The sequence below is a fragment of the Cobetia sp. MMG027 genome, assembly GCF_027947415.1.
Lineage (GTDB): Bacteria > Pseudomonadota > Gammaproteobacteria > Pseudomonadales > Halomonadaceae > Cobetia > Cobetia marina.
In genome coordinates, this window is record NZ_JAQJIO010000002.1 from 379,806 (window position 1) to 393,194 (window position 13,389).

A 13,389-nucleotide genomic window follows, 5' to 3' on the forward strand; every position below is an offset into this window, starting at 1 on the left:
GCGCGAAGGAACAGTGTATCGTGTCGTCCCGCGCAGGCTCACGGGTGGGTCAAGATGACCCGCCTGTGGCAGGGCGGCGATATCCTGTCAGTATTCTCGCCGGCGCTCACCCGGGCATCCAGGCATTGCCAGCGGGCCATGTGCAGGACAAGCCTGCAGATGAATGGCGAGAGCGTGGCCTTGCGGGCACGCTGCTTGCAATGTCTTGCCGCGGGGAGATGGCCAGCCATCGCTGGAGGATCATCTCCCTCGTGAATCACCCCGATAATGACACGCCAGGGAGCTACCTCATGCCGCATCGCCACATCCTCTCCGCCCGCCATCTGCTGGGTGCCATCGCCGGTCTGTCTCTCGGTGCGCTGAGCCTGCAGCCCGCTCAGGCCGCGGATGACATCATCCGCCTCGCGACCACCACCAGTACCTACAATTCCGGCCTGCTGGACAATCTGTTGCCGGCATACGAACAGGCCAACGATGTCACTATCCAGGTGATCGCCGTAGGGACCGGCAAGGCATTGCGCATGGGGCAGGATGGCGATGTGGATCTGGTGATGACGCATGCGCCGGGCGCGGAGCGCAAGTTCGTCGATGCCGGGTATGGCATCGAGCCACATGGCGTGATGTACAACGACTTCGTGCTGCTGGGGCCCAAGGCGGATCCGGCGAATGTCGAGGGCATGTCCGACGTGGACGCGGCCCTGGCCAGAATTGCCGAGAGCAATGCCGGCTTCGTGTCACGCGGTGATGACTCCGGGACTCACAAGAAGGAGCTGTCGCTGTGGGCGAGCGCCGATGTCGTCCCCGATTTCTCGGCATACAAGGCCGTGGGGCAGGGGATGGGCAAGGTGCTGAGCATGGCCAGCGAGCTGCAGGATTACACCCTGAGTGACCGCGGCACCTGGCTTGCCATGCAGGACAAGCTCGACCTTTCCGTGCTGGTGGAGGGAGATGCGCGCCTGTTCAATCCCTACCAGGTGATTCTGGTCAACCCGGCCAATCATGAAGGTCTGAACACCGAAGGCGCCCGTGCGCTGGCTCAGTGGCTGATTTCCCGTGAGGGTCAGCAGGCGATCGATGACTTCCGTCTCAAGGGGCAGGCGCTGTTCCATGCCAGCCACGGTGAAACCGGTTTCGATGCCCAGAAGACAGCGGATGGCAGTGGTGCAGGTCAGGCAGCCGGCGGTGAGACTGCCACCCAGCAGGCGGCGCCGCGTTCGTGACGCTCTGGCATACCACGCAGGAGGCCATGGGCCTCCTGCTGAGCATGGACGCCGCACTCTGGGAAATCATCGGCGTCTCTTTCCGGGTCTCGCTGATGGCCATGCTGGTGGCTGTACCGCCGGCTCTGCTGATCGCCTTCGTGCTGGTGCGTTGCGCCTTCCCGGGGCGCTGGCTGTTGATCTCGCTGGTGAATACCCTGATGGCCGTGCCCACCGTGGTGGTGGGGCTGCTGCTGTTCATTCTGCTGTCACGGGCAGGCCCTCTGGGGGATTGGCATCTGCTGTTCACCCAGCCAGCGATGATTCTGGGCCAGATTCTGCTGGCGCTGCCGATATTGGTGGTGATGCTGCATGCAGCACTGGCTGGCGTGGACAGGCGTGCCTGGGAAACCGCATTGCAATTGGGGGCATCCCGGCCTGCGGCGTTGTGGCGGTTGGTGATGGAGGCGCGCTTCGGGGTGATGGCCGCGTTGGTGGCGGCGTTTGGTAGAATCATCGCGGAAGTGGGTTGCGCCATGATGGTGGGTGGTAACATTGCCGGCTTTACCCGCAACATCACGACCGCGATCGCCCTGGAGACCCTCAAGGGAGAATACGCTCAGGGGGTCGCCCTGGGCATGGTGCTGCTGGTATTGGCCCTGGTGCTCAATCTGCTGCTGGGGCTGCTGCGTGGCCGTGGTCAGCTGGCCGTACAGGTCTGAGTGGCGTGCCGTGGATCACCGCATCGCGCAAGTCTGAATTGTCGTCTGGAGTTTCGATGTCCCCCCTCAACTCTTCGCCCTCATCCTCCTCGCCGGGCGAATCTTCCCATGAGGCCGTGCTGACCTCGTCGTCAGACGCTGTGCCAGACGCTATGCCAGCACCCGTGGCAGAGTCTGTGCCAGAGCCTGTGCCAGAGCCCCGAGCTGTCGCCGAGGAAAGCCTGCTGTGGGTGCGTGACCTGCAGTATCGTCTGCCTGACGCTCCCACGAGCCCTGGCCGCTTGCTGTGGCAGGTACCCTCTCTGGAGTGGACGCCAGACCAGGGGCGCGGCTGGGTGCATCTGAGCGGAGACAATGGCAGTGGCAAGACCACCTTGCTCAGGGTGCTGGCCGGCATGCAGCCTGCCAGTGGTGGAGAGCTTCGCTGGCAGAAGGGGGCCGCCGGCCAGATACGCTATCTGCACCAGCAACCCTATCTCTTTGATACCAGCGTGGCCGGCAACCTGGTGCTGGCGGCGCGCTGGCAGCCGCAACGGCGCTCTGCCGGCGAGCAGCGCGATCAGGTCGAGGCCATGCTGGAGTGGAGCGGTCTGAGCGAGCATGCCCGTCAGCCGGCACGCTCGCTGTCCGGTGGCGAGCGTGCACGTCTGGCACTGGCGCGCGCTTGGCTGTCGCGTCCTCCCGTCCTGCTGCTGGATGAGCCAGCGGCCAATCTCGACCAGGCCGCCGTGGAGCAGCTGGCCATCCGTCTCGAGCAGATGTCCCAGGCGGGTTGCGCGGTGATTCTGTCCTCGCATCAGGACAACGCGCTGAGTCATGGCTGTACGGCACGCTGGACGTTGGCGGAAGCTAGCCTGCACACTGAGCGCATGCCTGGTTGAGCCCGACACGGAGAAGGTATCGTCGGTTCCCGTGTCTTGCGTGATCAGAGGAATTTTCTCGCGCGTCCGCCGCGCCTGCATCGAGACCCTCTCGCATGTCCAGACCCCACTCTGATGCCAACTCCGGCCCCTCTCGTGATGGCCAAACCAATCCCGGCGTGACACCTCTGCCGGCCAGTGGTGAACAGCTGGCGGCCTCGCTGACGCCGGCCAACATCACCGGTGTGATCCTGGCCGGCGGCCAGGCCCGGCGCATGGGCGGTGTCGACAAGGGGCTGGTCATGCTCAATGAGGTGCCCTTGATCGCGCATGTGCTGGCACGCCTCACGCCCCAGGTCGGTGAGCTGCTGATCAATGCCAATCGCTCGCATCAGGAATATGCCGCCTATGGTCATCCGCTGGTGGAAGACCGTGAGGCGGGCTATCACGGCCCTCTGATGGGCATGGCCAGTGCGCTGGCCGCCGCGCATACCGAGTGGGTGATGGTGGTGGCCTGCGACGTGCCGCATCTGCCCAATGACCTCGTGGATACCCTGAGCGTGGCGCTGATAGATCACGCCAACGGTGACAGGCTGGCCGGCTACCGTGTGCAGGGAGATGACACCTCGACTGAGCCGGCGCTGCTGGCGGTGGCCGCCGATGCCGAGCGCTATCACCCCGTCATCTGCCTCCTGCACCGTGGCCTTTTGCCATCACTGGAAGCCGCCCTGGCGGCAGGTGAGCGCAAGATCGACCGCTGGTTCGCGCAACATGTCTGGCTGACGGTGCAAGCGGGCAAGGCCGAAGACTTCGCCAATCTCAATACGCTGGATGAGTGCAGAGCGATGGAATCCGGCCCCCGCTGAGACTGCCCGCATCGATTGCCATTGCGGCGCGGCCGCTGCCGAGCCTGAGCCTGAGCCTGAGCCGCAGGGCATTCAAGGCGTGTCATCCGACCCCACTCCGCTGGCCAGGCGAGTCATAATGATCCACGGTCAGTGCTCACCTGCCGTACATGTTGGAATTCAGCGGCGTATTGTCCTGCCGCGGCAGGCATGCCTGGCCTTGGATTTGCAGATTTACAGGCAAGCCTGTTGTGGCAGGCCACCCTTTTTTCATCATGTCGCCAACGCTCCTCATGAGCGGCGCTGAGAGAAAAGGGCCCGACATGTGGGTCGATGCCATCAGCATCATCGAATCGTATCGGCCATCACGTCGTGAGCACGCCGGAAACCTCAAGAGAATCGTCATGCCCGAGTTGCCCACTGATGCCATGGGGCGCGAAGCGTCCACTGTCTCTCATTCTTGCTCTTCCGCTGATACCGGCGGCGGGACGATGTCACCCGGTTGGGCGGCGAGACTTGCCGCCTCGGCCTGTCCGCTGCTGGGCATCGCCGCCTGGAGCGGCACGGGCAAGACCACCTTGCTGGAACAGTTGCTGCCGGCCTTGCGTGAGCGTGGTCTGCGAGTCGCCGTCATCAAGCACGCTCATCATGCCTTTGATGTGGATACGCCGGGCAAGGACAGTCATCGCCTGCGCTCGGCGGGGGCAACTCCCATGCTGGTTGCCTCTGCCCGGCGCTTTGCGCTGATGATGGAGACGCCCGATCAAGAGGAGGCAGATCTGGAGCAGCTTGTCGCGCAGCTCGATGGGCTGGCGGTGGATCTGATTCTCGTCGAGGGGTTCAAGCAGTGGCCATTGCCCAAGCTTGAGCTGCATCGCGCGGCCGTCGGCAAGCCGCTGCGGGCCTTGCATGATCCCTGGATACGGGCACTTGCCGTGCCAGGTCCAATGGATGAGCCAGATGATGAGCTAGATGGCGAATTCCCGGTGGCGCTTCCCGCAGATCTGACGCGGCTGGATCTCGATGATATCGATGTCTTGGCGGCCTGGGTGGCGGCCTGGCCGGTGCAATGGCGATTGAATGGCGGCCAGCCCCGTCAGGAGGTGGCCTCTTGAGTCTGTCGTGCTTTGACCCAAGATTCGGTGAGCGGATGCTGAGTGTCGACGAGGCGCTTGCAGTGCTGGGAGGCAGTCTGGCGAAGCTCGCGGCGACACGGCCCACTCAGCGCGTGCCACTCGCCCAGGCCGTCGGACATGTTCTGGCTGAGCCGGTGATATCGCCATTGGACGTGCCTGCCCAGACAAATGCCGCGATGGACGGTATCGCGCTGGCCCACGCGTCGCTGGCTGCCGGCGCGCTGGATGAGGGGGATCGATGCCAGCTCCGAGTCATCGGCAGCTCGCTGGCAGGGCACCCCTGGACGGGGCGTGCCCTGGCTCCGGGGGAGGCATTGCGCATCACGACCGGTGCGGCCATGCCGGCGGGTGCTGACAGTGTGGTCATGCAGGAGCAGCTCGACTATTTCACGCCCGACGCCTCGCCTGATTCAATGCTTGATGCCGATAGCCAGGCGGGTGACGCCGAGACTGCCGAGCAGGTCGTGATTGACGGCGCCAGCAGCGTTCGCGCAGGGCAGAATGTGCGTCAGGCCGGCGAGGATATCGCCCGTGGCAGTGACGTGATCTCGGCGGGGCAATGGCTGTCGCCGGCGGCCATCGGGGTACTTGCATCGCTGGGACTAGCCGAACTCACCGTTCATCGTCCGCTGCGTGTAGCGATCTTCTCGACCGGTGATGAAGTGACGGCGCCGGGAGAGCCCTTGCCGGCCGGCGGCATCTATGATGCCAACCGTTTCAGCCTCACGGCTGCCTTGCATGCCGAGGGAGTCGAGGTGCTGGATCTCGGCATTCTGCGTGACCAGCGCGAGGCGTTGAGCATTGCCCTGCGAGATGCCGCGGCGCGGGCGGATCTGGTGATCACTTCCGGCGGCGTGTCGGTCGGCGAGGCAGATCATGTGCGCAGCGCGCTGGAGGCCTGTGGCCAGCTGGCGCTGTGGCGGATTGCCATGCGTCCCGGGCGCCCTCTGGCCTTTGGCGTACTGGCGGCAGAGGAAGGCCGGCAGGTGCCGTTCTTCGGTCTGCCCGGCAATCCGGTCGCCACCATGGTGACCTATCTGCAGTTCGTGCTGCCGGCGTTGCGCATGCTGGGGGGGCTGGGGCCGCTGAGCCCGGCACCGGCAGACCATCCGGGGACCCTGGCATGCTGGCAGTCACCGCGTCTGCAGATGGTGGCAGGCGAGACGCTGCGCTCACGCCCTGAACGAGTCGATTATCATCGCGGCCGGGTGACGCTCGATGACCAGGGGCGTCAGGTCGTGACTACCACTGGCCGTCAGGGATCGGGGATTCTGACTTCGATGCTGGCCGCGCAGTGTCTGATCGAGATCCCGGCAGGCTGCGCCTCCCTCCAGGCCGGCGACCCGGTCATGGTGCAATGGCTGGGGACGCGTGGCCTGTCATGATGGCCTGCCAGGCCGAGCGATCGAACGCGGAGTTCGGCGGGACGTCTGACATCCTCGGGCCGCCGACAGACCACGAAACAGGATCTACCGGGCTGTCGTGACGACCGCCCATGCTTACAGAGGTAACCGCCACCCCCGGCGGACCTGATACGGATACGAGACAGCTAATGAGCCTTACCCATCTCAACGCCCGCGGCGAAGCCCATATGGTCGATGTCGCGGACAAGCAGGAAACCCGGCGCGAGGCCCGTGCCAGTGCGCGGGTCAACATGCTGCCTGCCACGCTGGCCCTGTTGGCGGAGGGCGGCCTGCCCAAGGGAGATGTGCTGGCCACGGCGCGTATCGCCGGCATCCAGGCAGCCAAGCGCACCCATGAGCTGATCCCGCTCTGCCATGCCTTGATGCTCTCCAAGGTCACGGTCGATTTCACGCTGGATGAAGTGAACAGCTGTGTCGAGATACAGGTGTTCTGTCGCCTCAACGGGCGCACAGGTGTCGAGATGGAAGCGCTGACGGCTGCCTCCGTGGCAGCACTGACCCTGTATGACATGTGCAAGGCGGTGGACAAGGGCATCGTGATCGGCGACATCCAGCTGGAAACCAAGACGGGTGGCAAGAGCGGTGACTGGCAGCGTGAGGCCATGCAGGAGGAGGCGCCGGCACCGACGGGAGTGCCGGCCGCCCTGGCAGTCGCATCCGAGTACGTGTCGCCTGTCACGGCGGTGAACGGCAATCTGCGCATCCTGTTTCTGGCCGAGCTGCGTGAGCGTCTCGACCTTGAGTCACTCTCGCTCAACCCTGCCACCCTGGCCGATGCCACGGTCGGTGGGCTCAAGCGCACCCTGGCACTGCGTGATCCGCAGCTGGAAGCGCTCAATGACTCGCGCGTGCTGTGCGCCGTGAACCAGGACATGGTGCGTGATGATCATCCTCTGAAGGCCGGTGATGAAGTCGCTTTCTTCCCGCCCGTCACGGGAGGCTGAGATGACGACACCCCTTGCGACTGCCGATCGGGCCTTTTCGGTCAGCATCCAGTCAGCGGATTTCGATATTCGCGCCGAGCAGGCGGCCCTCACCCATGCTCGGGGGGATATCGGTGCGGTGGTGACCTTTACCGGGCTGGTGCGTGATTTCAATGAACGCCCCGATGTCCAGGCACTGACACTGGAGCATTATCCCGGCATGACGGAACGCAGCTTGCAGGCGTTGCTGGTGGAAGCGCAGGAACGTTTCGCGCTGACAGGGGCGCGTATCATCCATCGCATCGGGCGCCTGGCGCCCATGGACAATATCGTGCTGGTGCTGGTGGCGAGCGCGCATCGTCAGGCCGCCTTTGCCGGTTGTGACTTTCTGATGGACAACCTCAAGTCGCGTGCGCCTTTCTGGAAAAAGGAGCATACCGCCTCTGGCGATTACTGGGTGCAGGAGCGCTCCAGTGACCGCGATGCTCTGGAGCGCTGGCACTCTTCGGCAGAAGGCGCTCGGACACACTCTGCCAAGCAGGATTCCCTGACTCCTGTGACACCTCAGACCCTGGGAGATGGTTGATGGAAACCCTGGTCGATGATTTCGGGCGTCGCATTCGCTATGTGCGTCTCTCCGTGACGGATCGCTGTGACTTTCGCTGTGTCTATTGCATGAGCGAGGAGATGACATTTCTACCGCGAGACGAGGTATTGAGTCTCGAGGAAATCGCCCTGCTGGCACGCGCCTTCGTGGAGCTTGGGGTCGAAAAGATTCGCCTGACCGGTGGTGAGCCATTGGTCAGACGCGATATCGGTACTCTGGTGGAAGATATCGGCGCGCTTGACGGGCTGAAGGATTTCTCCATGACCACCAATGGGGCGGGCCTGGTCAAGCATGCCGCTCGTCTCAAGGCCGCCGGCATGCAGCGCCTCAACATCAGTCTTGATTCTCTGGATTCTGAGCGCTTCAAGGCCCTGACGCGTACGGGGGATCTCGACAAGGTGATCGCCGGTATTCGGGCCGCGCGGGCAGAAGGCTTTCGCATCAAGCTCAATGCTGTCGTGCTCAAGGGGCGCAATGATCATGAGGTCGTTTCTCTGGTCGACTTCGCGCGCCAGGAAGGGCTGGATATCAGCTTCATCGAGGAAATGCCGCTTGGGCAGGTGTCCGATCACGGACGTGAGGAGACGTTCTGTTCCAGCGATGAAGTGCAGGCGCGGATAGAGGAGCATCACGCACTCATACCGACGCTGGAAGACAGTCTGGGACCGGCCCGGTATTTCCGCATGGCAGACAGTGAAACGCGCGTAGGCTTCATCTCGCCGCACAGTCACAACTTCTGCTCGACCTGCAATCGTGTTCGAGTGACGGTAGAAGGGCGTCTGCTGCTATGTCTGGGCAATGAGCACTCGCTGGATCTGCGTGCCATCATGCGCCGCGACCCCGGCAATATCGAACCTCTCAAGGCGGCCATCATCGAGGCGATGCATCTCAAGCCGGAGCGTCACCACTTCACGACCGATGGTGATGTCCAGATCGTCCGCTTCATGAACATGACCGGTGGCTGACGAAATCGCCATCTGAATCTCTTGGCTGGCTTGGGATATCCACTCGACAACACGATAAACCTTCACAAGAACCCTGCCTTCGAGCAGGGTTCTTGTTGGGCGGTGCTGTGGCAACACTGCCTTGCTTTTGACAAGGCTTGTCAGCTTTCAATTAAGGCTTATACTTTGCTGCAACATCCAATCAACTATCGTGTCCCTCATTGGATTCCAGTTTCGCCCGCATGGTGGAGGTAGCAAGATGACCGCAGAATCCCTGGAAAAGATCGCTCGCAACAAGAATGTCGCACGTGCAGCGGCACGCCAGTTGTCCATGGAACAACTGCACAAGCTTTCTGAAGTCATCAATGAAGTCATTGAGCAGAAAGCCGAGGAAGATGAACAGCGTCGCGAAGAAGAAATCGCCAAGGAGCGCAAGCTTGCCGAGATTCGTGATGCGATGATCGAAGCGGGTCTTTCCGTCGATGATCTGGTCAGTGACCAGCCGAAGCGTCGCGGTCGTCCGCCGAAGAACAAGTCAGCACAGTAAGCGTTGCCCGGCACGGGGCCCCAGTGGATGAGGTGGATCACACTGGCGGTCATGACGGTAGAGTGGGACGTCTCTGCTGATGGATGTTCCAGCGTGCATTCAGGCATGAAAAAGCCCGATCGGTATTTTTCCGATCGGGCTTTTTCATGCTTCAAGGCAGGTGAAAGGCCGGGGGAATCGCAGTAGCCTGACAGGCTTGCCTGTCATGGCGTCTTCAGCTGTCACCCATGGTCATCACATGCAGAAAGAGCACCGGCTCGTGACGCAGATGATTGCGTAGCCAGCGATTGATTCTGCTGTTCAATTGCTGTTTCACGGTGTCGATGTCGGTGGTCTCGAGTCCGGCCAGGGTGTCATCGAGCCACTCGGCGAAGCTGTCTTCATCCAGTCTGGCCGTACCACTGACGTCCAGCATCAGGCGGCCGATACGCACCCAACCGGCTTCCTGCAGCGTCAGGGGCAAGGCGAGCGATACGCTGCCATGGCGTCCGAGACGCGCTCGTGCACGACGGTCCATCGAGTCAAGTGGCCGCACCTTGTCGTGCTCGATGATCCGCTCCTGCAACGTCAGACGCTTTTCCACGGACAGCCCCTGAGCATCGAGACGAATCACGTCACCATTGACGGGAATCAGCGGTGCCTCGATGCCCAGGGACTGTGCTACCTGGGTGTGCGCCAGCTGGTGACGGTATTCGCCGTGCACCGGCAGCAACCGCGTGGGTTTCAGCCAGCCGTAGAAGGTGCGCAGCTCCTCTTGGGCGGGATGGCCTGAGGCATGCAGATCCGGGAACTGCTTCTCTTCCATGATGCCGACGCCCAGGCGGGTCAGGGCATTGTGCAGCTTGCCGATCGCCAGTTCATTGCCGGGAATGGCCTTGGAGGAGAAGATGACCGTGTCGCCCGCCGCCAGCTCGAAATCAGGGTGGCGCGAGTTGGCCAGGCGTGAGAGTGCCGCGCGTGGCTCGCCCTGGCTGCCGGTCGCGATCACCATCACCTCTTCCGGCGGCAGATAGCCCAGGTCCTTTACCGGCACCAGCGGCGGGAAATCTTCCAGATAGCCCAGTCCGCGTGCCACCCGCACCATGCGTTCCATCGAGCGGCCCAGCAGCGTGACCCGACGGCCATTGCGAGCCGCCGCACGACCCAGTGCCAGGATGCGCGCCAGGTTGCTCGCGAAGCAGGTCACCACGACCCGCCCACGGCAGCCGGCCAGCGTCTTCTCCAGTGCACGTGCCACCTCGCCCTCACTGCGTGAGTGGCCGGGCAGAGGGGCATTGGTGGAGTCGCCGACCACGAGATCGACCGGCGCCAGCGCCTGATAGCGCTCCGGGTCAGTGGGCTCACCGATCAGCGGCTCCGGGTCCAGCTTCCAGTCACCGGTGTGCATCACGCGATATTCCGGCGTGACGATCAGCAGCGAGCAGCTCTCGGGTATCGAGTGGGTCAACGGCAGCAGGCGCAAGGCGAAGGGCCCGGACTCGAAGCCTTCATCGACCTCGATGATCTGCAGGCTGGACGTCTCGAGTTCGCGTTCCGCGAACTTGGCCCGCAGCAGGCCCGCGGCCAGTGGTGTGGCGATGATCGGACAGCGCCATTTCGGCCACAGCCAGGCAACGGCACCGATATGGTCTTCGTGACCATGGGTAATCACCAGCATCTCCGGGCAGATGCCCAGGCTTGCCAGCGATTCGGTGTCGGGTACCTGCAAGGGGCCTTCAGGAAGATCCTGGCGAATCATCATGCCGCAATCCACGGCGATCCAGTGATCCTGGTAACCATATAGCGTCAGATTCATGCCGATCTCGCCACAGCCGCCCAGCGGCAGAAGATGCAGCGGTGGACGTTGTCTCTGACGGACTTGAACGCGGGGTTTCAACATGGATGTCATGCCATCAGTAAAATGTCACTCAACTATACGGGAATCCCGCAAAGCGCCACAAATGACGGCACTTCTCGCCGGCCACCCCGAGGGGCGAAACCGAGGTCGAATTGACAATTCATTCACTCTCGTTGAAGGGCGCTGCTTCGTCGCGTGTGATCAGCTACAATGGCGCACCTTTTGCCGGGAGCCATGGCGTCGATGGCCGGACTCCCGAGCGTGTCGGTAGTCGTTACCGGCTGAATATCATTCCCCGCTTTCACAATGGTTGAACATACGATGTCACACGCCTATCGCCTGGTGGTGTCCTGCCCTGATCAGGTGGGAATTGTTGCCCGAGTCTCTACCTTCATCGCCGAGCAAGGCGGTTGGATCACCGAAGCCAATCAGCATTCCGATCTGGGTGCGGGTCGATTCTTCATGCGCTATGAGATCAATCCCGAGTCCATCGGCCTCAGCGCCGCTGAACTCAGCAAGCGCTTCGCGCCGATCGGGGAAGAGTTCGGAATGGAGTGGCGGGTGCATGACACGGCCGCTCGCAAGCGGGTCGTGCTGATGGTGTCCAAGGATTCCCATTGCCTGGTGGACCTGTTGCACCGCTGGCAGTCGGGGGATCTGGAATGCGATATCCCCTGTGTCATCTCCAATCACGAAGACATGCGCTCACTGGTCGAATGGCATGGCATTCCGTTCCACCATGTGCCGGTGGACAAGAATGACAAGGCGCCGGCATTTGCCGAGGTCGAACGACTGGTGGAAGAGGCCGAGGCCGACAGCATCGTGTTGGCGCGTTACATGCAGATCATCCCGCCGAGCCTCTGCGAGCGCTATGCCGGCCGCCTGATCAACATCCACCACAGCTTCCTGCCGTCCTTCATCGGTGCCAAGCCGTACCATCAGGCCTTCGGCCGCGGCGTGAAGCTGATCGGCGCTACCTGTCACTACGTGACCGAGGAGCTGGATGCCGGCCCGATCATCGAGCAGGACATCCATCGAGTCACCCATTGCCACACCGCGGAAGACCTGGTGCGCATCGGGCGTGACGTGGAGCAGAAGGTACTGTCGCGTGGCCTGCGCTGGCACCTGGAAGACCGCGTGCTGATCCACGGCAACAAGACCATCGTCTTTGCCTGATCCGCGCTCTGGGCTGACTGCCTGAGCCAAGCGGCTGAACCGAGACCGGCACCTGAAAGGGTGCCGGTCTTCTTGTTTCCTGCACCTGCCCGCAGGACGGCGTGGCGCTGGTGCCTGTCATGGGCTGCGAGAGGTGACAGGCGGAGTATTCAGCTCCCGTGCCAGCCAGTCGGCGAGGGCTTTTGCATCAGGGTGTCGTGCCCGTGTGCGACCGCTCTCGGGCAGCGTCAGCGTCAGGCAGGCGCGTGTCTCGACAAAGCCCCACGGCGCGATCAGGCGTCTGCTGCGCAGGTCCTCCTCGACCAGATAATCCGGCGTGATGCCCACGCCCAATCCCACCAGCGTCGCTTCCAGCAGATAGTTGAGGTGCTCGAAGCCTTGCGCGTAGTGCAGTTGATCGCTGGACAGGCCCTGGCGTGAGCACCAGTCCGGCCAGGCCTGCGGGCGCGAGCGGGTGTGCAGCAGCGGCAAGGTCAGCAGAGTCTGTGGTGCGGGAGTCGCGGTGGTCTCGCCCAGCCAGTCAGTGTCCGGACGCAGCACCGGGCCGATGCGCTCCGTGCCGAGAATTCGCGTTTCCTGATGCTCAGCCTGGGTGAAGGGGGGAGTCTGAAAGCGCAGCACGCCATCCACGCCAGAGCGCAGGCCTTCGTTGTCGTCACTGGCAGTCAGATGCAGTTCAAGCTCCGGAAGGGCTGCCTTGAGGGCACCCAGCCGCGGAATGAACCAGCGGGCGAGGAAGGAGCCCGGGCAGCTGAGCACGAAGGGCGCGCGGGCATCACTGCGGGAAAGGTCCGCACAGATCCGTGCCAGGCCGCTCAAGTGATGGCGTGTGGCGGCCGCCAGCTCATGACCCGCCGGCGTCAGCTTCAGCCCGCGGCCAGCACGGTCGAACAGCTGTGTCCCCAGCGTTTCCTCAAGCTGGCGAATCTGACGACTGACGGCGCCGTGGGTCACGTGCAGCGCCTCGGCGGCACGCGACGCGCTCTCGAAGCGAGCCGCCACATCGAAGGCGCGCAAGGCATTCAGCGAGGGCAATGCCTCCAGAGAGGCGGGAGAGGATGAATCGGGCGGAGTCAGGCGGGCCATCGGATGTCTCCTGCTGAGTGTCCTGTGAGATAAACTCACACATCTTGGCGAATATATCGTTTTTCATCCCGCGTGCCGAGCGC

At 63.0% G+C, this 13,389-nt stretch carries 13 protein-coding genes; 11 read left to right on the top strand and 2 right to left on the bottom strand.

All coding sequences use genetic code 11. The annotated features are described in order from the left end of the window. The first annotated feature begins 290 nt into the window (after window positions 1–290). From PJK54_RS03685 to PJK54_RS03730, 10 genes are all read left to right on the top strand, one after another. Window positions 291–1,220, top strand: coding sequence for a substrate-binding domain-containing protein (locus PJK54_RS03685; protein ID WP_084208151.1), 930 nt, complete (start codon window positions 291–293; stop codon window positions 1,218–1,220). A gap of 26 nt (window positions 1,221–1,246) precedes the next feature. Beyond that, window positions 1,247–1,921 (top strand): ABC transporter permease, encoded by a 675-nt coding sequence (locus tag PJK54_RS03690; protein ID WP_205632739.1) that lies wholly within the window; start codon window positions 1,247–1,249, stop codon window positions 1,919–1,921. Between the two features lie 188 nt (window positions 1,922–2,109). Next, window positions 2,110–2,802: an ABC transporter ATP-binding protein gene (locus tag PJK54_RS03695; protein WP_271302263.1), complete on the top strand. Its 693-nt coding sequence runs from the start codon at window positions 2,110–2,112 to the stop codon at window positions 2,800–2,802. 95 nt (window positions 2,803–2,897) lie between these two features. Beyond that, a complete protein-coding gene (gene mobA / locus PJK54_RS03700) occupies window positions 2,898–3,647 on the top strand; it encodes a molybdenum cofactor guanylyltransferase MobA (protein WP_271302264.1) in 750 nt (249 codons plus the stop codon). Between the two features lie 470 nt (window positions 3,648–4,117). Then, window positions 4,118–4,741, top strand: a complete 624-nt coding sequence (gene mobB, locus PJK54_RS03705; protein ID WP_271302322.1) for a molybdopterin-guanine dinucleotide biosynthesis protein B — start codon at window positions 4,118–4,120, stop codon at window positions 4,739–4,741. A 35-nt stretch (window positions 4,742–4,776) separates the two neighbouring features. Next, on the top strand, window positions 4,777–6,147 hold the full coding sequence (gene moeA / locus PJK54_RS03710) for a molybdopterin molybdotransferase MoeA (RefSeq protein WP_271302265.1): 1,371 nt from the start codon (window positions 4,777–4,779) through the stop codon (window positions 6,145–6,147). A 167-nt stretch (window positions 6,148–6,314) separates the two neighbouring features. Continuing rightward, window positions 6,315–7,130, top strand: a complete 816-nt coding sequence (moaC, locus tag PJK54_RS03715; protein WP_271302266.1) for a cyclic pyranopterin monophosphate synthase MoaC — start codon at window positions 6,315–6,317, stop codon at window positions 7,128–7,130. Window position 7,131: 1 nt separating this feature from the next. After that, window positions 7,132–7,695, top strand: a complete 564-nt coding sequence (locus PJK54_RS03720; RefSeq protein WP_077374541.1) for a molybdenum cofactor biosynthesis protein MoaE — start codon at window positions 7,132–7,134, stop codon at window positions 7,693–7,695. Next, window positions 7,695–8,681, top strand: coding sequence for a GTP 3',8-cyclase MoaA (moaA, locus tag PJK54_RS03725; RefSeq protein ID WP_176493384.1), 987 nt, complete (start codon window positions 7,695–7,697; stop codon window positions 8,679–8,681). The genes PJK54_RS03720 and moaA overlap by 1 nt, the downstream gene beginning before the upstream one ends. Window positions 8,682–8,919: 238 nt before the next feature. Continuing rightward, entirely contained in the window at window positions 8,920–9,207 is a 288-nt protein-coding gene (locus PJK54_RS03730; RefSeq protein ID WP_077374537.1) for an H-NS family histone-like protein, read from the top strand. A 214-nt stretch (window positions 9,208–9,421) separates the two neighbouring features. On the opposite strand, the gene PJK54_RS03735 is transcribed toward PJK54_RS03730, so the two are convergent. Beyond that, entirely contained in the window at window positions 9,422–11,002 is a 1,581-nt protein-coding gene (locus tag PJK54_RS03735; protein WP_084209644.1) for a ribonuclease J, read from the bottom strand. 363 nt (window positions 11,003–11,365) lie between these two features. Between PJK54_RS03735 and purU the strand changes: the two genes are divergently transcribed. Then, complete coding sequence (gene purU / locus PJK54_RS03740) at window positions 11,366–12,220, top strand: formyltetrahydrofolate deformylase (RefSeq protein WP_077374535.1); 855 nt, start codon at window positions 11,366–11,368, stop codon at window positions 12,218–12,220. A gap of 117 nt (window positions 12,221–12,337) precedes the next feature. Here the strand turns inward: purU and PJK54_RS03745 are convergent, their stop codons facing one another. After that, window positions 12,338–13,306: a LysR family transcriptional regulator gene (locus PJK54_RS03745; RefSeq protein WP_271302267.1), complete on the bottom strand. Its 969-nt coding sequence runs from the start codon at window positions 13,304–13,306 to the stop codon at window positions 12,338–12,340. Window positions 13,307–13,389 lie beyond the last annotated feature (83 nt).

Coding starts and splice junctions, on each gene's coding strand:
- PJK54_RS03685 (WP_084208151.1), top strand. CDS start 291: ATGCCGCATCGCCACATCCTCTCCGCCCGCCATCTGCTGGGTGCCATC.
- PJK54_RS03690 (WP_205632739.1), top strand. CDS start 1,247: ATGGGCCTCCTGCTGAGCATGGACGCCGCACTCTGGGAAATCATCGGC.
- mobA (WP_271302264.1), top strand. CDS start 2,898: ATGTCCAGACCCCACTCTGATGCCAACTCCGGCCCCTCTCGTGATGGC.
- mobB (WP_271302322.1), top strand. CDS start 4,118: ATGTCACCCGGTTGGGCGGCGAGACTTGCCGCCTCGGCCTGTCCGCTG.
- moeA (WP_271302265.1), top strand. CDS start 4,777: ATGCTGAGTGTCGACGAGGCGCTTGCAGTGCTGGGAGGCAGTCTGGCG.
- moaC (WP_271302266.1), top strand. CDS start 6,315: ATGAGCCTTACCCATCTCAACGCCCGCGGCGAAGCCCATATGGTCGAT.
- PJK54_RS03720 (WP_077374541.1), top strand. CDS start 7,132: ATGACGACACCCCTTGCGACTGCCGATCGGGCCTTTTCGGTCAGCATC.
- moaA (WP_176493384.1), top strand. CDS start 7,695: ATGGAAACCCTGGTCGATGATTTCGGGCGTCGCATTCGCTATGTGCGT.
- PJK54_RS03730 (WP_077374537.1), top strand. CDS start 8,920: ATGACCGCAGAATCCCTGGAAAAGATCGCTCGCAACAAGAATGTCGCA.
- PJK54_RS03735 (WP_084209644.1), bottom strand. CDS start 11,002: ATGAATCTGACGCTATATGGTTACCAGGATCACTGGATCGCCGTGGAT.
- purU (WP_077374535.1), top strand. CDS start 11,366: ATGTCACACGCCTATCGCCTGGTGGTGTCCTGCCCTGATCAGGTGGGA.
- PJK54_RS03745 (WP_271302267.1), bottom strand. CDS start 13,306: ATGGCCCGCCTGACTCCGCCCGATTCATCCTCTCCCGCCTCTCTGGAG.